Annotated in this window: 22 protein-coding genes; 13 read left to right on the top strand and 9 right to left on the bottom strand. The window is 72.7% G+C overall.

Annotated features, from left to right (window positions below; all coding sequences use genetic code 11):
- Positions 1-48 precede the first annotated feature (48 nt).
- Genes ACZ6S4_RS31175 through ACZ6S4_RS31160 form a run of 4 tightly spaced genes read left to right on the top strand, consistent with a single transcriptional unit; the run spans position 49 to position 3,670 of the window.
- On the top strand, positions 49-972 hold the full coding sequence (locus tag ACZ6S4_RS31175) for a TIGR01777 family oxidoreductase (RefSeq protein WP_465478333.1): 924 nt from the start codon (positions 49-51) through the stop codon (positions 970-972).
- A 26-nt stretch (positions 973-998) separates the two neighbouring features.
- The gene (locus ACZ6S4_RS31170; protein WP_465478332.1) at positions 999-2,861 is read left to right on the top strand and encodes a DUF6311 domain-containing protein; all 1,863 of its coding nucleotides are present in this window, start codon (positions 999-1,001) and stop codon (positions 2,859-2,861) included.
- Positions 2,862-2,879: 18 nt separating this feature from the next.
- On the top strand, positions 2,880-3,509 hold the full coding sequence (gene lipB, locus ACZ6S4_RS31165; RefSeq protein ID WP_465478331.1) for a lipoyl(octanoyl) transferase LipB: 630 nt from the start codon (positions 2,880-2,882) through the stop codon (positions 3,507-3,509).
- On the top strand, positions 3,506-3,670 hold the full coding sequence (locus tag ACZ6S4_RS31160; protein WP_465478330.1) for a peptide ABC transporter substrate-binding protein: 165 nt from the start codon (positions 3,506-3,508) through the stop codon (positions 3,668-3,670). The genes lipB and ACZ6S4_RS31160 overlap by 4 nt, the downstream gene beginning before the upstream one ends.
- 183 nt (positions 3,671-3,853) lie before the next feature.
- Here the strand turns inward: ACZ6S4_RS31160 and aspS are convergent, their stop codons facing one another.
- The gene (aspS, locus tag ACZ6S4_RS31155) at positions 3,854-5,122 is read right to left on the bottom strand and encodes an aspartate--tRNA(Asn) ligase (protein ID WP_465478329.1); all 1,269 of its coding nucleotides are present in this window, start codon (positions 5,120-5,122) and stop codon (positions 3,854-3,856) included.
- A gap of 435 nt (positions 5,123-5,557) precedes the next feature.
- Between aspS and lipA the strand changes: the two genes are divergently transcribed.
- From lipA to ACZ6S4_RS31140, 3 genes are all read left to right on the top strand, one after another.
- Positions 5,558-6,454 (top strand): lipoyl synthase, encoded by an 897-nt coding sequence (gene lipA, locus ACZ6S4_RS31150; protein WP_465478430.1) that lies wholly within the window; start codon positions 5,558-5,560, stop codon positions 6,452-6,454.
- Positions 6,455-6,529: 75 nt separating this feature from the next.
- Positions 6,530-7,024 (top strand): SigE family RNA polymerase sigma factor, encoded by a 495-nt coding sequence (locus ACZ6S4_RS31145; RefSeq protein ID WP_465478328.1) that lies wholly within the window; start codon positions 6,530-6,532, stop codon positions 7,022-7,024.
- Positions 7,021-7,683 carry a hypothetical protein gene (locus ACZ6S4_RS31140; RefSeq protein WP_465478327.1) on the top strand — a complete coding sequence of 221 codons (663 nt, stop codon included), beginning with the start codon at positions 7,021-7,023 and terminating at the stop codon, positions 7,681-7,683. Before ACZ6S4_RS31145 ends, ACZ6S4_RS31140 begins: the two co-directional genes overlap by 4 nt.
- A gap of 4 nt (positions 7,684-7,687) precedes the next feature.
- Here ACZ6S4_RS31140 and ACZ6S4_RS31135 read toward each other — a convergent pair whose 3' ends face one another.
- Both ACZ6S4_RS31135 and ACZ6S4_RS31130 read right to left on the bottom strand, forming a co-directional pair.
- Positions 7,688-9,679 (bottom strand): sigma-70 family RNA polymerase sigma factor, encoded by a 1,992-nt coding sequence (locus ACZ6S4_RS31135; RefSeq protein WP_465478326.1) that lies wholly within the window; start codon positions 9,677-9,679, stop codon positions 7,688-7,690.
- Complete coding sequence (locus ACZ6S4_RS31130) at positions 9,676-9,999, bottom strand: YciI family protein (RefSeq protein WP_465478325.1); 324 nt, start codon at positions 9,997-9,999, stop codon at positions 9,676-9,678. Before ACZ6S4_RS31130 ends, ACZ6S4_RS31135 begins: the two co-directional genes overlap by 4 nt.
- 139 nt (positions 10,000-10,138) lie before the next feature.
- On the opposite strand from ACZ6S4_RS31130, the gene ACZ6S4_RS31125 reads away from it, so the two are divergent.
- Positions 10,139-10,786, top strand: coding sequence for a DUF998 domain-containing protein (locus tag ACZ6S4_RS31125; RefSeq protein WP_465478324.1), 648 nt, complete (start codon positions 10,139-10,141; stop codon positions 10,784-10,786).
- Positions 10,787-10,790: 4 nt separating this feature from the next.
- On the opposite strand, the gene ACZ6S4_RS31120 is transcribed toward ACZ6S4_RS31125, so the two are convergent.
- Complete coding sequence (locus ACZ6S4_RS31120) at positions 10,791-13,649, bottom strand: helix-turn-helix transcriptional regulator (protein WP_465478323.1); 2,859 nt, start codon at positions 13,647-13,649, stop codon at positions 10,791-10,793.
- A gap of 59 nt (positions 13,650-13,708) precedes the next feature.
- Complete coding sequence (locus tag ACZ6S4_RS31115) at positions 13,709-13,885, bottom strand: hypothetical protein (RefSeq protein WP_465478322.1); 177 nt, start codon at positions 13,883-13,885, stop codon at positions 13,709-13,711.
- 156 nt (positions 13,886-14,041) lie between these two features.
- On the opposite strand from ACZ6S4_RS31115, the gene ACZ6S4_RS31110 reads away from it, so the two are divergent.
- Genes ACZ6S4_RS31110 through ACZ6S4_RS31095 form a run of 4 tightly spaced genes read left to right on the top strand, consistent with a single transcriptional unit; the run spans position 14,042 to position 15,700 of the window.
- The gene (locus tag ACZ6S4_RS31110; RefSeq protein WP_465478321.1) at positions 14,042-14,734 is read left to right on the top strand and encodes a DUF4191 domain-containing protein; all 693 of its coding nucleotides are present in this window, start codon (positions 14,042-14,044) and stop codon (positions 14,732-14,734) included.
- 56 nt (positions 14,735-14,790) lie between these two features.
- Entirely contained in the window at positions 14,791-14,940 is a 150-nt protein-coding gene (locus ACZ6S4_RS31105) for a hypothetical protein (protein ID WP_465478320.1), read from the top strand.
- A 5-nt stretch (positions 14,941-14,945) separates the two neighbouring features.
- The gene (locus ACZ6S4_RS31100; protein ID WP_465478319.1) at positions 14,946-15,341 is read left to right on the top strand and encodes a hypothetical protein; all 396 of its coding nucleotides are present in this window, start codon (positions 14,946-14,948) and stop codon (positions 15,339-15,341) included.
- A 53-nt stretch (positions 15,342-15,394) separates the two neighbouring features.
- Entirely contained in the window at positions 15,395-15,700 is a 306-nt protein-coding gene (locus ACZ6S4_RS31095; RefSeq protein WP_465478318.1) for a hypothetical protein, read from the top strand.
- Here the strand turns inward: ACZ6S4_RS31095 and ACZ6S4_RS31090 are convergent.
- Positions 15,697-16,278: a hypothetical protein gene (locus ACZ6S4_RS31090; protein ID WP_465478317.1), complete on the bottom strand. Its 582-nt coding sequence runs from the start codon at positions 16,276-16,278 to the stop codon at positions 15,697-15,699. The genes ACZ6S4_RS31095 and ACZ6S4_RS31090 overlap by 4 nt on opposite strands.
- Positions 16,279-16,329: 51 nt before the next feature.
- Here ACZ6S4_RS31090 and ACZ6S4_RS31085 point away from each other — a divergent pair, with 51 nt between their 5' ends.
- Positions 16,330-16,536, top strand: a complete 207-nt coding sequence (locus tag ACZ6S4_RS31085) for a hypothetical protein (RefSeq protein ID WP_465478316.1) — start codon at positions 16,330-16,332, stop codon at positions 16,534-16,536.
- Between the two features lie 167 nt (positions 16,537-16,703).
- On the opposite strand, the gene ACZ6S4_RS31080 is transcribed toward ACZ6S4_RS31085, so the two are convergent.
- The 3 genes from ACZ6S4_RS31080 to ACZ6S4_RS31070 are packed head-to-tail and all read right to left on the bottom strand — an operon-like array spanning position 16,704 to position 21,165.
- A complete protein-coding gene (locus ACZ6S4_RS31080; protein WP_465478315.1) occupies positions 16,704-18,212 on the bottom strand; it encodes a CATRA conflict system CASPASE/TPR repeat-associated protein in 1,509 nt (502 codons plus the stop codon).
- Positions 18,209-18,538, bottom strand: coding sequence for a CATRA system-associated protein (locus ACZ6S4_RS31075; RefSeq protein ID WP_465478314.1), 330 nt, complete (start codon positions 18,536-18,538; stop codon positions 18,209-18,211). The genes ACZ6S4_RS31080 and ACZ6S4_RS31075 overlap by 4 nt, the downstream gene beginning before the upstream one ends.
- A gap of 11 nt (positions 18,539-18,549) precedes the next feature.
- The gene (locus tag ACZ6S4_RS31070; protein WP_465478313.1) at positions 18,550-21,165 is read right to left on the bottom strand and encodes a CHAT domain-containing protein; all 2,616 of its coding nucleotides are present in this window, start codon (positions 21,163-21,165) and stop codon (positions 18,550-18,552) included.
- Positions 21,166-21,250: the final 85 nt, after the last annotated feature.

Raw genomic sequence — 21,250 nt, 5'->3', positions numbered from 1 at the left:
CGCCCCTTCTTTGTTTTGAGCGGGTTCAACTTCGGGAATGATGGAGATATGCGGATTCTCCTGGCCGGCGCGTCCGGTTTCCTCGGCACCCGGCTCGCCGAGCGGCTGCGCGCCGCCGGCCACGACATCACCCGGCTCGTCCGGCACCCCGCCCAGGCCGCCGACGAGGCCACCTGGAAGCCGTCCTCGGGCCAGCTCGACCAGGCGGTGGTCGCGAGCGCCGACGCGGTGATCAACCTGGCCGGCGCCGGCGTCGGCGACAAGCGCTGGAACGCCCGGTACAAGAGCCTGATCCGCAGCAGCCGGGTGGACACGGCCGGCACGATCGCCCACGCGATCAAGAACCTCCCGGCCGCCGACCGTCCCCGCGTGCTGCTCCAGTCGTCCGCCGTCGGCTGGTACGGCGACACCGGCGACCGCCCGGTCACCGAGGAGGCCCCGGCGGGCACCGGATTCCTGGCCGACGTGTGCCGGGTCTGGGAGGCCGCGGCCCGTCCCGCCGAGGACGCCGGCACCCGGGTGGCCCTGCTGCGCACCGGGCTTCCACTGGATGAGAACGGCGGACTGCTGAAACCACAGATGTTGCCGTTCCGGATGGGCGCCGGCGCCAAGCTCGGCGGCGGCAAGCAGTGGGTCCCCTGGATCGGTCTGGCCGACTGGCTCGGCGCCGTCGACTTCCTGCTGGAGCGCGACGATCTGGCCGGCCCGGTCAACCTGGTCGGCCCGGAGCCGGTCACCAACGCCACGTTCACGCAGGTCCTCGCCAAGGTGCTGCACCGGCCCGCGGTGCTGCAGGTGCCGGGGATCGCCCTGCAGGTCGCCCTGGGCGAGTTCGCCCACGAGGCGCTGCGCAGTCAGCGGGTGCTGCCGGGGGTGCTGAGCAAGGCCGGCTTCACCTTCACCCAGCCGACCCTGGAGACGGCGCTGCGGGCGGCAGTGGATCAGCAATCGAGTACGGCGGGCCGGCCGTAGCGCCGAAGCTTGCTAACCTGCGCCTGGTGTCCGTCGTCGCCGCAGCCCCGTCCGAGCCCGCCGATCCGCCGGTCGAGTCCCCGACCCGCCGAGGCGGCCGTTCCTGGCGCCCGCATCTGATCGTCGCCGTGGTCTCGCTGGCGCTCGCCGTCTGGGTGACCAACGGGCTGTGGCGGGACCCGGCCGGGCACGTCATCGCCAAAAACGCGGGCGACCAGGCCTTCTTCGAGTGGCTGCTGGGCTACGGCGTCTACCTCCTGGGCCACGGCGCCGACCCGTTCTTCACCGACCTGATGAACACCCCGGTCGGCGTGAACCTGGCCGCCAACACCTCCATCACCGTCTACATCGTGCTGTTCTCGCCGCTGACCATCCTGGCCGGTCCCGAGATCAGCTTCGCGACGATCCTCACCCTGAACCTCGCCGCCGCCGCCTTCACCTGGTATCTGTTCCTGCGCCGCTATCTGGTGCACCGGGCGGCCGCCGCGGCCCTGGGCGGATTGTTCTGCGGCTTCGCGCCCGGCTTCATCTCGCACGCCAACGGCCACCTCAACTGGACCGCCGGCTGGATCCCGCCGCTGGTGCTGTGGTGGGTGCTCAAGCTGCCCGAACCGCGCCGCTGGCTGCGCCACGGCCTGATCCTCGGCGTCCTGGTCGCGATCGGCTTCTCCATCGCCGCCGAGGGCTTGTTCTTCACCGCGCTCGCCGCCGGGGTGTTCCTGGTGACGCGGTCGCTGATGCCGCACTGCCGGGCCGCGGCCCGCGCCGCGCTGCCGACCGTGCTCGCCGGGCTGGGCGTGACGGCCGTCGTCGCCGGGACCCTGCTGGCCTACCCGCTCTACATGCACTTCGCCGGGCCGCAGACCTTCAAGGGCACCGGTTTCAACCAGGCCCACTACGCCGAGGACATCGGGGCGTACCTGGGCTACCCGACCCGGTCGCTGGCCGGCTGGCTGGGGCTGGGCAGTGACCTGGCGCCGAACCCGACCGAGGAGACGTCGTTCTTCGGGCTGCCGCTGATGGTGCTGGCCGTGGCGTGCCTGGTGACGTTGCGCCGGCACGCCCGTCCGGGCCGGTTCGAGACCCTCATCGGGCTCTATGCGGTGGGTGCCGTCTTCCTGCTGCTGTCCCTGGGGCCACAGCTCAAGTTCTTCAAGGACCCCACCGAGATCAAGCTGCCGTACGCGGCCCTGCTCGACCTGCCGCTCTTCGACTCCGCCCTGCCCGGCCGCTTCGCCCTGGTGGTGGCGTGCGTGATCGGCGTCCTGCTGGCGCTGACCGCCGACCGCCTGCTGACCGAGCCGATGCCCTCGGTACGCGAGCACACCCAGTGGGCGGCCGCCTTCGCCGTCGCGCTGGTGCCGCTGTTCCCGATGCCGGTGCTGACCGGCGACCGGGCACCCGAGCCCGCGTTCATCGCCGACGGCCTCTGGAAGCAGTACGTGAGCGACGGCGGGGTGCTGACCGCGCTGCCGTTCGCCACCACCGACACCGCGGACGGGCAACGCTGGCAGGCGTACACGATGGCCCGCGGCGGCAAGCAGTTCCGGATCCCGGACGGTTACTTCCTCGGCCCCGGCGGCCCGGAGGGCGTCGGGCAGATCGGCGCCAGCCCCCGGCAGACCGACTGGAAGTTCCTGCGCGCCGCCCTGTACGGCGAGATCGTCCCGATCGGCGACTACGACCGCGAGCAGACCCGCAACGACCTGGCCTACTGGAAGGTCGAGGCGGTCTTCCTGGCCCCGCAGGTGACCGGCTCGCAGGGCCCGGTGTTCCGGGCCGCGCTGGAGATGACGGCCATCGACCTGTTCGGCGAGCCGGAACGCGTCGGCGGCGTCCTGCTGTGGCGCATCCGGCCGGGCATCGACCCGGTGGCCCGCGGCAACTGACGGACTAGGCTGGGCCGCGTGACGACTTCTACGTTGCAGGTGCTGCGTCCCGGGCTGGTCGACTACCGCGAGGCCTGGGAGACCCAGCGCCGGCTGCACGACGCCGTGGTGGCCGGCACCCAGCCGGACACCATCCTGCTGCTCGAGCACCCCAGCGTCTTCACCGCCGGCAAGCGCACCGAGCCGATGGACCGCCCGATGGACGGCACCCCCGTGGTCGACGTCGACCGCGGCGGCAAGATCACCTGGCACGGTCCGGGCCAGCTCGTCGGCTACCCGATCGTCAAGCTGGCCGACCCGATCGACGTGGTGGCCTACGTCCGCCGCGTCGAGCAGCTGCTCATCGACGTGTGCGCGGAATTGGGCGTCACCACCGACCGGGTCGAGGGCCGCAGCGGCGCCTGGGTGCGCGCCGACGACCGCGGCCCCGACCGCAAGATCGCCGCGATCGGCATCCGGGTGGCCCGCGGTGTCACCCAGCACGGCTTCGCTATCAACGGCGACTGCGACCTGAGCAACTTCGACCGCTTCGTGCCGTGCGGCATCCGTGACGCGGGCGTGACGTCGCTGAGCGCGGAGCTGGGCCGGCCGGTGACGGTCGGCGACCTGCTGCCGGTCGTCGAACGCCACCTGCCGACGCTGCTGTGAGCCTCTACCGCGACCCGCGCGACAAGCGGGTCTTCGTGCCGAAACCGGGCGGCGGGGTGGCGCTGAACTTCAGCCACCCGGTCGCCTGGTGGATCCTGGTCTGCACCACGATCCTGCCGCTGATCATCGTCACCGGCATGACGATCGCCGTCTTCGTCTGACCTTCCGCGGGTCGCGGCCCGCGACCCGGGGCCGCCCGCCGCCGGGCCGCAGGGATCGCGCGACGGCTCGGCGCCGCCCGAGCTGCCCGCCACCGGGATCACGCGACCGCCGGGGCCGGCCCGAGCTGCCCGCCACCGGGATCACGCGACGGCCGGGGGCCGGCCGGCGCCCGGCTGCGGCGATCACGGCGTGACCCGGTGCAGGTCGCGGGGGAAGGCCGTGACCTCCCGGACGTTCGCCGCGCCGGTCAGCCGGGCCACGAAACGTTCCAGGCCGATCGCGAAGCCGCCGTGCGGTGGCATCCCGTACCGGAAAGCGTCGAGGTAGCCCCGATAAGCCTCCGCCGACTCCCCCCGCGCGGCCAGCGCGGCCTCGTAGTCGGCGTAGCGGTGCAGCCGCTGGCCGCCGGTGACCAGCTCGAGCCCGCGGAACAGCAGGTCGAAGCTGTTCGACCAGACCGGGTCGGACGGCTGCGGATGGGTGTAGAACGGCCGCTTGCGCATCGGATAGCCGGTCACGAAGACGAACTCCGAGCCGTGCTCGCGCAGCGCCCACTCCCCCAGCGCCCGCTCGTGCGCCGGGGCCAGGTCCGGCTCGTCCGCCGGCGCTCCCGCGATCCGCAATGCCTCCGCGAAGTGCAGCGCCGGGATCTCCGCCGGCACCTTCGGCACCGCGGTCCCGGTCCGCTCGGCCACCGTGGCGGTCATCGTCGCCACCACCTCGGTGAGCACGGCCATCACGTCGCGGTGGTCGGCGATGAAGCCCAGCTCCGCGTCCAGCGACGTGTACTGGGCCAGGTGCCGGGCCGTGTCGTGCGGCTCGGCCCGGAACACCGGCCCGACCTCGTAGACCCGCTCGAACACCCCGACCATCAGCTGCTTGTAGAACTGCGGCGACTGGGCCAGGTAGGCGGGCCGGCCGAAGTAGTCGAGCGCGAACACGTTCGCCCCGGACTCGGTCGCCGACGCCACGATCTTCGGGGTGTGGATCTCGACGAAGCGCCGCTGCTCCAGCGCGGCCCGGAAGCCCGCGGTCGCGGCGGCCGCGATCCGCAGGGCACCGGCCCGGCCCGGATGCCGCAGAGACAGAGCGGCATGGTCGAGCTGGGTGGGCAGGGTCGCGGTCAGTGCGGGCCGGTGCAGATCAAAAGGCAACGGTACGGACACAGCGTTCAGGACCCGCAGCAGAGCGGGAGCGGTGAGCTCGACCCCCGCCGGCGCGGCCGGGTTCGCGGTGACCGTGCCGGTCAGCTCGATCACGGACTCCTCGCCCAGCGTCTCGATCAGGGCCCGGACCTCGGGCTCGGTGACGACGACCTGGGTGAGTCCGGCGGCGTCCCGGACTATCAGGAACGCCACCGACTTGAGCAGCCGGCGGCGGTGGACCCAGCCGGCGACCGTGACGGTCTCGCCGGTGTGCCGGGCCAGTTCGGTGGAGAGGATGCGTTGCACGGCTTTTACCTCCTCGGTGACTGCAACGCGGCCCCAGGGAGGTGTGGGCGAGCGGGATCCTCGCGGTGCCACCACACCTTCACGCCTTGCTCAGGCGCCTCTTGTCGTGCAGTGCTGACCTGGCATGCCCTCCTGGCCCTCGCAAGCTCGGGGCGGTCGGTCATGCCGGCTCGGGAGTGTCTTCACGCCCCGGCACCGGGCCACCTTCACAGCTCGTGGTGGCTCTCTCGGCCGGTGGGATCGGGGCGCTACTCGGTTCCGTCATCACCGTGGACGGGACCTTAACAGCGCCCGGACGACCGGCAAACCGGGTTTCCCCGGCAGGCGTGAGAGCACTCACAGAAACTGCTGTGTGAGCCTCACCGCCCCCGCAACGGTTGATCTTGCTTTCGGCGTAACCTCAGCCTTGTGACTATTGCTCCCGAGGGCCGCCGCATGCTGCGCATCGAGGCGCGCAACGCCGAAACTCCCATCGAGCGCAAGCCGCCGTGGATCAAAGTCAAAGCCAAGATGGGCCCCGAATACACGCACATGCGTGGCCTGGTGCAAAAAGAGGGTCTGCACACGGTCTGCCAGGAGGCCGGCTGCCCCAACATCTACGAATGTTGGGAGGACCGCGAGGCGACCTTCCTCATCGGCGGTGACCAGTGCACCCGCCGCTGCGACTTCTGCCAGATCGACACCGGCAAGCCGGCCGAGTTCGACGCCGACGAGCCGCGCCGCGTGGGCGAGTCCGTCGCCACGATGGGCCTGAAATACGCGACGGTCACCGGCGTGGCCCGCGACGACCTCCCGGACGGCGGCGCCTGGCTCTACGCGGAGACCGTCCGCCAGATCCACAAGCTCCAGCCGGGCTGCGGCGTCGAGCTGCTGATCCCCGACTTCAACGCGGAGCCCGACCAGCTCGCCGAGGTCTTCGGCGCGACGCCCGAGGTCCTCGCGCACAACGTCGAGACGGTCCCCCGCATCTTCAAGCGCATCCGCCCCGGCTTCCGTTACGACCGCTCCCTCGACGTGATCACGCAGGCCCGCGCGGCCGGCCTGGTCACCAAGAGCAACCTGATCCTGGGCATGGGCGAGGAACGCGCCGAGGTCTCCCAGGCCCTGCGCGACCTGCACGCGGCCGGCTGCGAGCTGATCACCATCACGCAGTACCTGCGGCCCACCCCGCGCCACCACCCGGTGGAGCGCTGGGTGAAGCCGGAGGAGTTCGTCGAGCTGAACGCGGAGGCCGAGGAGATCGGCTTCGCGGGCGTGATGAGCGGCCCCCTGGTCCGCTCCTCCTACCGCGCCGGCCGGCTCTACCAGCAGGCCCTCGCCGCCCGCGGCTGAGCCCCCCGCCGCTTTTGCAGCGGATTCGCGGCCTCGATGCGTCTCTCCTGGTGAGGCGCGTCGAGGAGGTCGCAGGTGGGGTTCGAGGAGTACGTGACCGAGCAGGGCCGTTCCCTGCTCCGGTTGGCGTACGTGCTGACCGGTGACGCCCACCGGGCCGAGGACCTGACCCAGACCGCGCTCGCGGACGCGTACCGGCACTGGCGAAAGGTGGCCGCCGCCCGCGAACCGGACGCCTATGTCCGCCGGATGCTGGTCAACGCCCACCTGAATTGGCACCGGCGGCGTTCCTCCACTGAGCGTCCGACCGACCTGGCCGGCTGGGAGCCGGCGACCGTGGCCGACCCCGCCGACGAGATCGCGGCCCGTGACCAGCTGCGCCACGTGCTGGCAACCCTCGCCCCCCGCGCCCGGACAGCACTCGTCCTGCGCTACTACGCCGACCTGGACGACGCCGGCATCGCCGAGGCGATGGGGGTGACCGTCAGCGCCGTCCGGGCCACCACCTCCCGGGCGCTGGCGACCCTGCGCGGCAGCGACGTCGCGGCCGCCCTCAAGGAGACGTCATGACCGACCAGCTGGAACGCGAGCTACGACTGCTGTTCGCCGAGGATGCCGACCGGGCCCCAGCGCCCGTCGCCCTCACCGCCGGGGCACGCCAACGGGTTCGTCAGGCCCGCCGCTCGCGGATCGCGTGGGGCGCCGGAGCCCTGGTGGCCGCATCCGTGGCGGCTGTTGTCGGCGCGGGTGCCCTGACTGACCCGCCGCCGGCCGAACGCACCGCCACACCCCCGCTGGCCGCCTCGTCGGCTGCCCAGCGGACCGGCGCGCTCCCCGACGCGTCGAACGGCTCCTGCGCCTTCTCCTACTCACCGCGCGAGGCGGCCCGCCGCGCGTTCACCTTCGACGGCACCGTGACCGCCATCGGACCGGGCCGTTCCGACCGCCCCGACAGCGTCCTCGCCCACGTGGGCGTCACCTTCACCGTCAATGAGTGGTTCTCCGGCGGCTCCGGCCAGACCGTCACCGTTGACATGTCCCCACCCCTCGGTGGCCTGACCGCAATGGGATATGGGCCACCGGCGTACGGGATCGGCACCCGCCTGCTGGTCAGCGGCGAACACCGCTGGGGCGGCACGACCATGGCTGATGCCATCGCCTGGGGTTGCCAGTTCACCCGCTACTACGACCCGACCACCGCGGACAGCTGGCGAGAAGCGACGCGCTGACGGGTCAGCGGGGCTTGAGCCGGCGCAGGGTGGTGCCGGTCACCTGCTTGAAGAGGTATTCGGCGCGCTCGTAGGAGAGCCGGCCCCGGCCGGTGTCCGGGCAACGGTCGGCCTCCGCCGGCATCCGCCCCGGGCCCGGACGGCGATCCGCGAGGAAGAGCGGTCCACGGGTACGGCCGGCCAGCAGCTCGGGCAGCAGCCGTGCGGTGCCTGCCCGCCAGCTCACCCAGCCGGCGCCGCTGCGAGCCCGGCGATCGTCCAGATCCAGATCCTCGACATTCAGGGCGAGCACCGCGCCGACGCCCGCGCCCGACTCGTGCAGCAGCCGCCACAGGGTCCGCTCGCGCAGCGCTATGTCGGCGCGCTCCCACAGCCGGTCCAGGTCCGGACCACTCAGCGCTGCGGTCGGGCCTCCGGTCTCCGGCCGCCGCTCAAGCCCAGCCGCAAAATCCGCCGACCCCGCCGATGCCCACCTGCTGAAGGAGCGGATCGCCGCCACATGCCGGTTCCAGGTCCGGGGTGCCGCGCCGCCCCAAGCCGCCGTGCACGCCAACCCGACCTGGTCAGCCGTCAGCGACGCCAGCGGCAACCCGGCACCCACCGCCCGGCACAGCCGGCTCAGCGTCTGGCCGTAGGACCGCACCGTCGCCGCGTCCAGATCATCGCGCGCCAGAAACTCGGCCACCGTTTCGCCGACCGTGCGGCCCGTCGACTCCGCCGCCGTCAGCTCAAGAATCGCTGCGGCCCGCCCCCGCAGGAAAGCACTCTCGGCCGCGTTCCGCGCCAGCCCCGCAGCCCGCTCAAACTCGCGGCGTGCCTCCTCCACCCGGCCCAGCCGCAACAACAGATCACCCCGGACCCCCGGCAACAGGTGATAATCCCGCAACGCCGGGTCGGCCAGCAGCGCGTCCGCCAGGTCGAGCCCGGCCTGCGGCCCCTCGGCCATCCCCACGGCCACCGCCCGGTTCAGCTGGACGATCGGTGTCGGCAGCAGCCCGGCCAGCGCCCGGTAGAGGGCGGCGATCCGCGCCCAGTCGGTGTCCGCCGCCGTGCGGGCCTGGGCGTGACAGACCGCGATCGCCGCCTGCAGGACGTACGGTCCCGGCGTACCGCCCAGCTCGCGGGCCCGCAGCATCGCGGTGAAGCCGCGCCGGATCAGGAGCGGGTCCCAGCGGCCGCGGTTCTGTTCGTGCAGCTGGATCGGTTCGCCGGCCGGGCCGGTCCGGGCCGCCGTGCGGGAGGCCTGGATCTCCATCAGTGCGACCAGGCCGTGCACCTCGGCCTCGTGCGGCGCGAGTTCGGCGAGCAGGCGGCCCAGGCGCAGCGCCTCCTGGCACAGGGCCGGGCGGATCAGGTCGTCGCCCGAGCTGGCCGAGTAGCCCTCGTTGAAGATCAGGTAGATGACCTCGAGGACCGAGGACAGCCGCGCCGCCAGGTCGGCCGGTTCGGGTAGGGCGAACGGCACGCCGGCCTCGGCCAGGGTGCGTTTCGCCGTGGCGATGCGGCGGGCCACGGCCGGCTCGGTGATCAGGAACGCGCGGGCGATCTCGGCCGCGGTCAGGCCGCCGACCACGCGCAGAGTCAGGGCGACGCGCTGCTCGGTGGGCAGCACCGGGTGGCAGGAGATGAACATCAACCGCAGGACGTCGTCGCGTTCCGCGGAGAGGTCCGGGGGCTGGTCGTGCTCGCGGGCGTACTGCTCGGCCCTGCGGTCGTGCACGCGGGAGCGACGGATGTGGTCGACGGCCCGGCGTTTGGCGATCGCTGTCAGCCAGGCGCCGGGATTTTCCGGTACGCCGGCAGCCGGCCACTGTTCGAGGGCGGCGACGAGCGCGTCCTGGGCCAGCTCCTCAGCCAGGCCCACGTCGTGCACCACGCGCATCAGCGCCGCCACGATCCGGGCCGACTCGAGTTTGACGACCGCGTTGATGCGGGCGTGGACGTCGGTCACCGCCGGCCCGGTGGCCGGGCCGGCGGTGCTCGGCGGCCGGGTCACGGGCCGAAGACCTGCTGGATGACGCTCTCGCCGTCACCGACGATGCGGCGGAAGCGGCGGGCCAGCTCGATGGCCTCCTCGCGGGACCGGGCCTCGATCAGGGCGAAGCCGGCCACCGCCTCCTTGGCCTCGGTGAACGGCCCGTCGGTCACGGTGATCTCGTCGCCGACCGAGGTGATCCGGATCCCGCCGGGCTCCAGGCCGCCGGTGGCCAGCAGGACCCCGGCCGCGGTCAGCTCCTCGATGAACTTGCCCATCTCGGCGTACAGGTTCTCGTCGGCGGACTGCTCGGTGGGGCGGGTCGTCATCAGGTAGCGCATGTCTTGCTCCGTTCTCGGTGGTTGCCGTGTGCACCAACGTCGAACAGTCCATGTGACAGGTAATGAGAGCATTCCCTGTCACATCGCGGAACCGACGTAGCGGCAGCGCAGTTTACGAAGCCACAGAGAGGCTCACACCATGACCACGCTCGCCGCCCGTACCGTGAATGTCACCGCCACCACCCGCACCCGCGCCCTGCTCGCCTGCGCCGCCGCCGGCGGGCCGCTGTGGGCGGCCGTCGCTCTCGCCCAGGCCGCCGGCCGGGACGGCTTCGATCTGACCCGGCATCCGCTCAGCGTGCTCAGCAACGGCTCGCTCGGCTGGCTGCAGATCACCAACTTCGTCGTCGCCGGCGTGCTGACCATGCTCGGGGCGGCCGGGCTGCGGCGGGCGCTGCCGAGCCGGTGGCTGCCCCGGCTGGTCGCGGCGAACGGGGCCGGCATGGTCGCCGCCGGCGTCTTCACCATGGACTCCGCGGACGGCTTCCCGGCCGGCACACCGTACGGGATGCCCGCGACGCTCAGCTGGCACAGTTACGGCCACATGGCCGCCGGCACGGTCGCCTTCGCGGCGTCGATCGCCGCCTGTTACGTGCTGGCCCGGCACTTCGGCCGCGCGGGACAGCGGGCCGCCGCCGTGGGGTCCGCGGTGGCCGGGACGGCGCTGCTGGCCGGCGACCTGTGGGCGATGAGCGGTGGCGCCGCGGGCTCCCTGACCCTGGCGGTCGGCGCGATCACCGCGATGCTCTGGGTCTCCGGGGTCGCGGCGTGGCTGGCCCGGCGCTGAGCCGTCAGTCGTCGAGCAGTCCCAGGCGGTGCGCGACCGCGGCAGCCTCGCCGCGGCTCGCCACCGCCAGCTTCGCGATGATCCGGGAGACGTGCACGCTGGCCGTCTTCGGCGAGATGTAGAGCTGCTTGGCGATGCCGCTGTTGCTGAGCCCCTCGGCCACCAGCCGCAGCACTTCGCGTTCCCGGTCGGTCAATGTCTCCGTACCCGTGACAGCGGGATGGGCCGCCGAGCGCAAGCCGATCCGGCGGGCCAGGGTGTCCGCGGCCTCCGCCAGCGGCCGGGCCCCCAGCGCACCCGCCACCGCCGCCACCTCCTCGACCGCTTCCGCCGCACCCGGGCGGTCACCGGCCCCGGCCGCGGCCGTGGCCAGCCCCAGCAGCGCCACCGCCAGCGGATAGCGCTGACCGTCGACCTGCCACGCGGCCACCGCCTCGCGCCACAGCTCCGGCCGGCCGGTCAGCGTGGCGGCGAGCTGCGTCGCGTACGCGCGGTCGCTCGGATAGCGCTGCGGCATCGCCCCGGCGAGTTGCCTGATCCGGGCGGCCAGCTGGTCGTCGGCCGACTCGGCGGCGGCCGTGGCCGCGACGGCGAGCAGGGGCCAGCCGTAGCGGGGTCGGTCGGCGAGCGTCGGCTCCTCCACCGCCGCCCGGGCCGCGGTGAGCGCCGCCGCCGGGTCGCCGGTGTGCCGGGCGAGCGAGATGCGCAGCTCCAGCAGGGACAGCTTGTTCTCCCGGTGCAGGAACGGGCGCCCGAGGAACGCGATGGCCCGGTGGGCCAGCGGCTCGGCGCCCTCGTGCCCGCGGGCCAGCCGCAGCGCGGTCCGCAGCCGCATCCACGGCAGCGCCAGCGTGCCGGGCGGATCGAGGCGCGCGGCCTCCGCGCACCGGGCGTCAGCCTCGTCCCATCGGCCCAGGGCCATCAGCGCCTCGGCGTGGTTGGCCAGCAGGAACACCCCGGTGGTGCGGTGTACCCCGACCCGGTCCGCGTACGGCACACCCTCGGCCGCCGTGGCCGCGGACTCCTCGTAACGGCCGAGCTCGAACAGGGTGTCGGAGACGTTGACCAGCGCACGGGCGAGGTTGGGCAGGTCACCGGTCTCGCGGGCGCGCACCGCGGCGGCCTGCATCGCGGGCAACGCCTCCACGGCCGACAACCGGCCGCCGCACACCTGGCCGTACGTGATGGTCGCGGACACCTGCGCGGACACGTCGCCGACCTCGCGGGCCGCGGCCATGGCCTCCTCGGCGACCCGGCCGGCCTCCTCGTCGTCGACCCCGCCGAGCGCGTACGCGACGTCGGCGATCAGCGTCACCCGTTCCTGCGACGGCGGCGCCGCGCGGAGCAGGCGGTATGCCTCCCGGGCCTCCGCCGCGCCGTCGCTGGTGCCCGCGTTGTAGAGCAGCTTGCTGCGGCGTACGAGCAGTCGCGCCGCCCGCACCGGCTCCGCCTCGGCGTCCAGGTCGGCCAGCGCCGCCTTGGTCAGCTTGAGCGCGCGCTGGTGGTCGCCGGCGTCGATGGCCACCAGGCCGGTCTCCTCGAGCAGGTCGAGGTGGCTGGCGCCGAGCAGCTGCGCCGCCTCGGGGACCTGCTCCCACAGCTCCAGGACCCGCTCCAGCAGCCGGGCCTGCTCCGCGTACGCGTACCGCCGGCCGGCCGCCTGGGCCGCGCGGCGGGCCGCGGTCAGGGCCTTGGGGTGCTCGTGGGCCGCGTACCAGTGGTGGGCGATCTCGGCCGGGGCCCGGCCCATCGCGACCAACTGCGGCTCGGCCTCGACCGCCTCGGCGTAACGGGCGTGCAGCCGGGCGTGCTCCCCGGGCAGCAGGTCGTCGTGGACGGCCTCGCGCACCAGCGCGTGCCGGAACTCGTAGCCGCCGTCGGCGTCGAAGACGATCAGCTGGGCCGCGACCACAGCGCGCAGCGCGGACTCCAGGTCGGCCTCGTCGATGCCGGCGACCCGGCTGAGCAGCTCGTGACCGAACTTGGTGCCGCCGACCGCGGCCACCCGCAGCACCCGCTGGGCGGCGTCGCTGAGCTGGTCGACCCGGGTCAGCAGCAGGTCGCGCAGGCTGTGCGGGATGTCGCAGCAGGTCGGGTCGGCGGACGCGGCGAACTGCTCGATGAAGAACGGGTTGCCCTGGGCGCGCTCGTGGACAGCGTCGACCGTGCGCGGCTCCGGCTCGGCGCCGAGGAGGTGGGCCAGCATCTCGGCGGTGCCGTCGCGGTCGAGGCGGTCCAGGTCGGCGCGCTGCACGCCGCGGACCCGGTCCAGCTCGGCCAGGAACGGCCGCAGCGGATGCCCGCGGTGCAGTTCATCAGTGCGGTACGTGGCCAGCAGCAGCACGTGCGGCAGCCGGGCCGAGCGGATCAGGAAGCCGATCAGGTCCCGGGTCGAGCGGTCGGCCCAGTGCAGGTCCTCGATCACCAGCACCAGCGGCTGCCGCTCGGCGAGCCGGTCGAACAGGGCCGCGACCAGCTCGAACAGGTAGCCGCGGCGGGCCTCGCCGACGGCGTCCGGTGGCGGCGGGCCCAGCTCGGGCAGCAGCCGCGCGAAGTCCTGCTCGCGCCCGTCGAGCACCTCGGGGCCGTCGGTGTGCACCAGCCGGCGCAGCGCGGCCGCGAAGGGCGCGAAGGGCAGGCCCTCCTCGCCGAGCTCCAGGCACTGACCGGTGAGCACCCGGGCGCCCTCCGCGGTGGCCACCCGGCAGAACTCCTCCACCAGGCGGGTCTTGCCGACGCCCGCCTCGCCGCCGACCAGCACGGTCGACGGCTCGGCGTTGCGGGTGCGCTTCAGGGCGTCGCGCAGCACGGCGAGATCGGCCTCCCGGCCGACCAGGAACTCACTGCTGGCTTGCGCCGTCACGCCGTCGAGCATGTCATGCCACGGGCCCGGCGCGCCTGCCCCGAAAAGCACGGTCATGACTACGCGGACGCCCGCCCGTGCGGGGGCCGGCGGGTGGGCCAATGCCACCGGGAGCGCCGGTGCCGGCCCGCGGCGACCTCGTGGGCGAGGTGGTCCGCGGCGGCCGCGCTGCGCCACTCCCGGGAGCGCTGGCGGTGGAGGTCGAGCTGGAATTCGGGGTCACTGAGCGGAAACATCACAACTCCTCGCGATCGGTCGTCCTTGCTGTCCTCGACTCTTCGCGCGAAGGTGCCGGCCCCGCATGGGGAAGGTCCCCCATATTCGCCGCCCGGGTGCCTCAGCTGAGGGTCCTGGGCGAGTAAGGCGCCCGGCTGACCACTACACTTTCGGGTATGGCAAAACCCCAGGAGAAGGTGTCGTTCGTCGAGCGCCTGAAGCAGATCGGACAGGTGTTCGCGTTCACGGCGCGGCAGGACAAGTGGTTCGTCCCGCTGATCATCGCGGCGGTGCTGATCCCGCTGGCCGTGACCGTGCTGATCGTTCTCCTGGGTCAGAGCTGGGTGTGGATCCCGATCGGCGTGATGGTCACCCTGCTGGCCGCCCTGATCGTGCTCAACCTGCGGTCGAACACCGCGATGATGAACGCCGCCGAGGGCCAGCCCGGCGCGGCGGCCTCGATCGTGGAGAACATGCGCGGCGACTGGCGGGTCCGCCCGGCGGCCAGCTCCACCACCCAGTTCGACATGGTGCACATCGTGATCGGCCGCCCCGGCGTGATCCTGCTGGGCGAGGGCCAGCCGCAGCGCGTCCGCAACCTGATGGGCCAGGAGAAGCGCCGCCTGTCCAAGGTCATCGGCAGCGCCCCGATGTACGACTACATGATCGGCCCCAACGAGGGCGAGCTGTCGATCCGCAAGCTGCGCACGACGGTGATGAAGCTGCCCCGCAACCTGACCGGCAAGGACGTCAACGCCCTGGACAAGCGGCTGGGCGCGCTGATGGCCCGCCCGCAGATGCCCAAGGGCGCGATCCCCAAGAACATGCGCCCGGGCGGCAAGGGCATGCGCCAGCCGCGCCCCCGCTGACCCTGCCCACCGCATCGGATCCGCTGCGGACGATCCTGACGACCAGGGACCACATCGTGCGCTGGGCCTGGCAGACGCACGGCACGGCGAAGGCCCAGGTGCTGACCCTGATGCGCGAACGGCCCGGCCTCGACGTGGCCCGCCTGCGCAGCCGGCGCGAGATCGAGCGGTGGCTACGGGGACCGTTGCGCCAGGCCCTACGCTGATGGCCATGATCGAGAGGCCGAGTCAGACACGGCAGCGCCGGGTGGCCGAGCAGGAAACGGCGGTCGCGGCGGGGACGCTCCCCCGGGACCAGGCGTACGCGGCGGAGCTGTGGCCGGCCGAGGCGACTGCGGCTGTCGACGTCGTGCTGGCGGCGTACGCGCAGGAGCTCGCAGACCTCCCGGCCGTCTCGGACGAGGCGGCGTGGGCGGCGGTGGAACGGGTGGTGCTCGCGCTCAACGCCATCGACGAGCAGCAGGCGGTGATCGAGACGGGCGAGCGCGAGGAACTGTGCGAGTACATAGACGCTGTGCTGACCGAGGCGGGCGTTGATGTCACGGCGCTGACGGCCGGTCGAAGCCTGCACCGGGCGGAGCTGACCGACGCCTGGCGCGACTGGTGAGCGGGGAGCTCGCCGGGGCGATGCCGCGCTGAAGGTTTTGGCATACTCGCCCGATGCCGACCATGCTCCCGCCGGACGCCGCACGGTTCGAGATCCGTGACGGCGTACCCGTGCTCGCTCTCGCCGCCGACGTGCCGGCCCACGCCGCGGCCGGCGAATGGTCCCTGATGAACCGCGTCACCCTGGTCGTCGTGGACGGGCCGGGCGACGAAGGATTCCTGCTGCCGCGGATGACGCCCGGCGGCGACACCGCGCCGGCGGGCTGGGACGAGGCGGTCGACCGGGCGGGCGGCAGCCAGGTGATCTTCGGGTACGGCGACAACGCTCCGCTGGTCTTCGCGCGCAGCGTCGGCTCCTAGTAGTACCGGGGCTGGCTGTCCGCCGGATCAGCCGCGACGACGTCGAGCCGCGAGTCAGCGACGAGCGCGTCGACGGCCGCCCGCTCGGCGCCGATCCCGGCCCAGTGCGGGTCGACATCACTCGTGAAGCACCAGCGCCGATCAGCCGGCCAGACGAACGCGGGCGGCGCGATGGGCTGCCCGCCGCCGAAGTCGGCCTCCCAGTGATCGATGTCCCGGAGCCGGCCCTGGAACAGGGCGTAGCGCCGATGGGGCAGGTCGACCATCTGGCCCGCTTCCGGTGGGAGCGGGAGGTCGGAGTAGCCCTCCCAGACGCAGAAGTAGCACTCGCCGGGGGTGGCCGTGAACGGCGCGAGCCGGTGCAACGCCCGCCGCGCCTGCGCGATGTCCGACGGATGATCGTCGGGGACGTCGGCGTCGGCCTCCTCCTGACCGGGCCGGGCCGGGTCGGAGATGTAGCGGAGGCGGGCGTACGCCTCGAAGCCCGCCGGCCCGAACGTGATCAGTTGCAGGTCCGGCGCCCCGGACCGGACCAGCCAGTGCGCAGGAGTCGCGTCCGGACAGAGACTGAACCTCATCGTCCTCCTGCCCCTTCAGAGCGTGTGGCAGTCATCACCTACCGTGAGGGCATGACACTCTTGATCTTCCTGGCCGGTATCGCCGCAGCGATCGCCGTGGTCGCCGGATCCGTCGCCTGGCGCGATCGGCGCAGCCGGGGATCGTTCGTGGACCCTTCCATCAGCCGTGACGCCCTCATCCAGGCGGACCGGCAAGCCGTTCAGGGCCGCCTGGCGTTCGCGGACATGCCCGTGACGGACTTCCTGCCCCCTCGATAGAGAACCGCCGGCCGGTTGGAACGAGCGTAGCGTCGGAGGGCATGAGCAAGCCCTGGAAGTGCCGGGTCGGATGGCATTCATGGGTTCGGCGGCCCGATACGCAGGACCCCAACCTGAAGGTCTGCCGGCGGTGCGGCAAGCACACGGACGTCGGCGGCCTCGGCGGGCTAGGTGCCCGGTTCGGCTGAGGTCGGTGACGTGCCGCCGGCGAGCGATGACGTCGCCGCGGCGGCGCGGATCAGCTTTTTCACCCGCCACCAGGCGAACGCGGCCGCCAGCGCACCGGCGCCCACCGCGCACCCGGCGGCCAGCCACGGCTGGTCGTCGGTGAACCAGGTCTCGATCAGCCAGGCCACCGCCGCGCCGGTCAGGCCCGCGCTGGTCACGTCCACGATCGAGCGTTCCCGGTCGAGTCCGCCGCCGCGCCACCAGCGCACCACGGTCACCGGCAGGGCCAGGGCGACCGCCGCGACCAGCGCGACCAGCGGCCCATAGGTCCGGTCCGGGATCGGCGGCTTGTACTCCAGGGTCTGCGCCGCGGTGAAGGCCAGGGCGATCGCGCTCAGCGCGCTGGACTGGGCCAGCAGCACCCGGTCGAGGCCGCGCTGCAACGACCCGGCGACCGCCGCCGCTGCCTGTTCCCCCACCTCGGTCGCCTTGAGCCGGGCCGACTCCAGGTAGTTCTCCTCGGCCTGGAGTTGCTCCAACGTCCACTGGCTCAGCTCCCGGTCGCCTTCCGGGACGTTCTCCGCGCCGAGCACCTGGGTCATGTTCTGCTCGGCGAGCCGGACGGTGGTGGCCATCGCGCGGACGTCGGCGAGGTAGCCGACGATGCGCCGCCGTCCCGTTTCGAGCTCGGTCAGCAGCGGTTCGGCCTGCAGCACCCGGTCGAGCGCCGGGCCTTCCGCCTGCAACGCCAGGTGCAGCGCCGCCGCTTCCTGGCCGACGGTGGCCGTCGTCCTGCGGATGTTGTCCAAGGTGGCGACCAGACGGCGGGACTGATCGCGCAGCCGGGCGGAGTACTCGAGGTAGCGGGTGAACCGCGGCAGGCCCCGGTGCGGCGGTTTGGTGAACCACTGCGACTGGACGCGGGCGTCCTCCCGGCCGGCGATCGCGAACAGGCGGCGGGAGACCCCGGCCGCCGGCAGCTCGGCGACCAGCTGCCCGGGGCTGGGCCGCCACGCGGTGAAGCGTTCCGGGCGTCCCGGCAGCCGGCGCAGCAGCCCGGGCAGCGCGCCCGCCGACGCCTCGCGGACCACGCCCAGGTGGATCACGTGGGTGCCGATGACCTCGCCGGCCGGCACTTGCCAGCCGTCGAGCCAGCCCAGGTCGAAGTCGTGCCACGGCCTGCTCCCGCCGCCCTGCACCGCCTCCAGGATGCTGACGCCGACGAGGTCGCGTTTGCGGTAGACCAGGATCTGCCGGAGCAGCCGCGGCTCGGTGCGCTGAGCCGCGGCCAGCACGGTCAGGGCACCCGGATGACCATCGTCGCGCGGCAGCGTCAGCGTGTCGGACCAGCGGCCGTTGACCTGGGCCGTCATCTGCCGTTGGTGATACGCCCGGTCCCAGAGGGCTCGGACCGCGCGGCGGGCCGGGGTGTCGGTGGCTGTGAACACCTTGTCGGCGCGGAGGAAGACGTGGATCAGGACAGCCGGGTCGCGGAGGTGACCGTTCATCGGCGCTCTTCGGGCTCCTCGCCGGCCTTCGAATCGGGGAAGCCCAGGTCGGACAGCAGCGAGTTGACCAGCTCGCGCAGGCCCTGATCGGGCGCCACCCCGTCGTCCTCGGCGTCGAGGTCGTCGCCGAAGCCGTCGACCCGGCGCTCGTCGATGAGGTCGGCCAGCGCTTCCTCGGCGGCGGCGATGCCCGCCTCCGCGCCGGCGCTCACCGCGTCGCCCAGGCGCCGCAGCTCCGGCTCGATCGCGGCCCATTCCTGCGGGGTACGCCGCACAGCCAGCACCGCCCGGACCGTCCCGGCAACGTCGTCGTAGTACACAGGCACTGCGAAGCTCCTCAGAGGTAGACGGTCAGCGGGAGGGACTCGACCAACCGCTGTGGTTCGGTGTGCGCGGCGACGTCCCGGTAATACTCGTGCAACGTGGCCACCACGTCGAAGCTGTTTCCTTCATCGGCCGCGTCCCGGCTGGCCCGCAGTAGGTTACGGGCGGTGTCGGCCAAGCGGCGGTCCTTCACGCTCCACAAGGGAACGGCGATCGCGCCGGCGCCGGTGGCCATCAGCGCGCGCAGGAAGCCCCCGATGTCCCCGCCACCGGTCTGCGCACCCTGTCCCGCGAGGCAGGCACCGAGGATGGTCAGCTTGTTGCGGGGCAGCCGCAGCCGCATGGCCACGTCGTACTGGGTGAGGAACTCACCGTCGGGCAGCACCAGGTAGGGGCCGTACTGGTCGTACGCCTCATTGAAGTTGCCGTGACCCGAGTAGACGAAGAACTCGGGCTTCTCGTCGGCGATCGCCCGCAGCCCCACGCCGTCGGCCCGGAACTTCTTCCGCACGTGCTCCAGCGCCGCCGGATAGCGCCCGGCCAGGATCATGTGCTCCGGCTGCCAGCCGGTGTGCAGCAGCTCCCGGCCGGACACGCCGTTGCCGGCCACGACGATCGCGGCGAGGTCGTCGTCCCGGCTGACCGGCTGGCGTTTGAGCAGGTTCCGGCCGCGGTCGACGAACGCGGTGGCGCTGACCGCCTGGGACAGCGGCACCCGTACGGCCAGCGGCTCTTCCCTGCCGGGCTGCCAGCCCACGTGCAGCGGGATCGCGAAGATCTCGTCCGTCGGGATGAGCACCAGGTGCCGCAGCTCGTCCGGCTCGTCGATCTCGGCCCAGACCGGGCCGAGCAGCAGATTCCAGATCTCCTCGCACTCGGCCCGGGTCGGCTCGACGATGTGCCGGCCGCTCGGGGTGAGCAGGCGGTGGGCCAGGTCGCTCACGTCCGCCTGCCGGATGCCGGTGACCACCCGCATGCAGCCGTTCTGCACCACGAACGCGCCGATCAGGTCGGGCTGCGCGGGACCGTAGGCGAAGTAGCGCACCACGCAGGTGCACTCCTGGTTGACCGTGTACATCTGCAACCGGTGGGCGATCTCCGGGTCGTGCCGGGCGGCCTCCAGCGGCTGGGTCAGGAAGCGGTTCTCGAACTCGGCCTCCCGGCGGGACATCTCCGCGAGGATCTCAGCCTGGGCGGACTGCTGCTGCGAAGTCACGGCCGCGCGCCGCATCTCCGCGAGCCGGGGGCTGTCGGCGTCCTCGTCGGTCTCCGCGGGCGCCGCTTCCGGAGCGTCGCTCGGCTCGGCGGAGGTGGGCACTTCGAGCGGCGGCAGGTCGGCGGTCGCCATCATGTCCAGCAGCTCGCGGGCCGAGGATGCCTCGACCAGACCGAACGCCTGCTCGGCGCGGTCCAGGTGGTGCGGACCGTCGAGCTCCGCGACCGCGGCGGCGATCCGTTCGAGGAAGCTGGGCCGCACGGCGGACGCGTACGCCCGTTTGTAGGCCGGCAGGGCCACGGCCCGGCGGATGGCGTCGGCCAGCCGCTCACGCAGCCGGCTCAGGCCCTCCTCGCGTTCGCGGCGTTCCTGCTCGGGCAGCGCGGCGACCGCGGTGACGTAGAAGCGCATGGTGAAGTCGGCGATGTCGATGTCGGTGCCGATGCTGCTGCCGGCGTGCAGGTTGTCCAGCAGCTCGCCGAGCAGGGCGCCGAGCTGCGCGGCACCCTGCGGATCGCCGGCCGCGGCGGTCAGCCGGCCGATGTGCTGGCGGGCCATCAGGCGGCCGCGGGGATACTGCATGGTCGCCAGTTCGGCGTAGAAGTCGCGGGCCAGCGAGTCGTCGAGGAGCTGGGCCTGGTGGTGCACCGACTGGACGATCCGGAACTTGTCGCCGAGCGCGCGGGAGATCTGCTCGCTACGGAGCGAGACCCGCAGCGACTCGTCCCGGTGCTGTGGACCACCGCCCTTGAGGACCACCGCCAGATTGTGCAGCAGGCTGGACACGCCCCGGCGGAACTCGCGGACGCGGTGGTCGCCGGACGACGACTCGATGTCGATACCGCGGCCGGTTGCCGTTCTCATCGCCGCGTCGATCTCGGCGCGGAGCGCGACGTCCGCCCCGCCCATGCCCGGGCTGCCGGCCTGGCGGCCCTGCTCCCACTCGCAGCGCAGGACGTTGCTGCGGATGTCCGGCAGGCACCACCAGAGATCGGCCGACCCGGCGAGCTCGGCGGCCCGGCGGAAGTAGGGCAGCGAACGGGTGAAACCGCCGAGCCGGTAGTAGATCTTGGCGATGCCGTCGTGCCAGCGGGTGAGGGCGTACTCCGCGAACTCGTTGCGCGGCTGCTCAGCCAGCCACGCGGCGTCCGCCTCGGCGGCCTCGATCCGGCGCAGTGCCGTCCAGTGGTCGTAGGTGATGTCGCAGTGGATGATGTCGCACCAGTGGGCGCCGACCCGCTGCGCGACCGCGCGCACCTCGCGCTGCTCGATCGGCTCGAACGTCCCGGTCATGCGCAGCACGCCGAGCGCGTAACCGTGCTCGAGCGGCACGTCGAAATCGGCGTCGTACTGGAGGATCAGCTGCTCGATGTCACAGCTCTCGGCGAACTGCCTGATCTGATCGGCGTCCATGCGGCACCCCGTGCTCTGCGGTCGTCAGGTCGCCCAAACTATCGGTGTCCGGCGATGCGCGAGAAGGCCTGACAGGCCACTGTCA

This window comes from Actinoplanes sp. NPDC051405, assembly GCF_055586185.1.
This window is presented reverse-complemented; position numbering and strand designations above follow the sequence as displayed.

What these genes read in the sequence shown, in the direction of transcription:
- ACZ6S4_RS31085 (WP_465478316.1), top strand. Translation starts at nt 16,330, where the DNA reads ATGACACTCTTGATCTTCCTGGCCGGTATCGCCGCAGCGATCGCCGTG.
- ACZ6S4_RS31070 (WP_465478313.1), bottom strand. Translation starts at nt 21,165, where the DNA reads ATGGACGCCGATCAGATCAGGCAGTTCGCCGAGAGCTGTGACATCGAG.
- ACZ6S4_RS31175 (WP_465478333.1), top strand. Translation starts at nt 49, where the DNA reads ATGCGGATTCTCCTGGCCGGCGCGTCCGGTTTCCTCGGCACCCGGCTC.
- ACZ6S4_RS31080 (WP_465478315.1), bottom strand. Translation starts at nt 18,212, where the DNA reads ATGAACGGTCACCTCCGCGACCCGGCTGTCCTGATCCACGTCTTCCTC.
- ACZ6S4_RS31140 (WP_465478327.1), top strand. Translation starts at nt 7,021, where the DNA reads ATGACCGACCAGCTGGAACGCGAGCTACGACTGCTGTTCGCCGAGGAT.
- ACZ6S4_RS31125 (WP_465478324.1), top strand. Translation starts at nt 10,139, where the DNA reads ATGACCACGCTCGCCGCCCGTACCGTGAATGTCACCGCCACCACCCGC.
- lipA (WP_465478430.1), top strand. Translation starts at nt 5,558, where the DNA reads ATGCTGCGCATCGAGGCGCGCAACGCCGAAACTCCCATCGAGCGCAAG.
- ACZ6S4_RS31130 (WP_465478325.1), bottom strand. Translation starts at nt 9,999, where the DNA reads ATGCGCTACCTGATGACGACCCGCCCCACCGAGCAGTCCGCCGACGAG.
- ACZ6S4_RS31110 (WP_465478321.1), top strand. Translation starts at nt 14,042, where the DNA reads ATGGCAAAACCCCAGGAGAAGGTGTCGTTCGTCGAGCGCCTGAAGCAG.
- ACZ6S4_RS31090 (WP_465478317.1), bottom strand. Translation starts at nt 16,278, where the DNA reads ATGAGGTTCAGTCTCTGTCCGGACGCGACTCCTGCGCACTGGCTGGTC.
- ACZ6S4_RS31115 (WP_465478322.1), bottom strand. Translation starts at nt 13,885, where the DNA reads ATGTTTCCGCTCAGTGACCCCGAATTCCAGCTCGACCTCCACCGCCAG.
- ACZ6S4_RS31095 (WP_465478318.1), top strand. Translation starts at nt 15,395, where the DNA reads ATGCCGACCATGCTCCCGCCGGACGCCGCACGGTTCGAGATCCGTGAC.
- ACZ6S4_RS31100 (WP_465478319.1), top strand. Translation starts at nt 14,946, where the DNA reads ATGATCGAGAGGCCGAGTCAGACACGGCAGCGCCGGGTGGCCGAGCAG.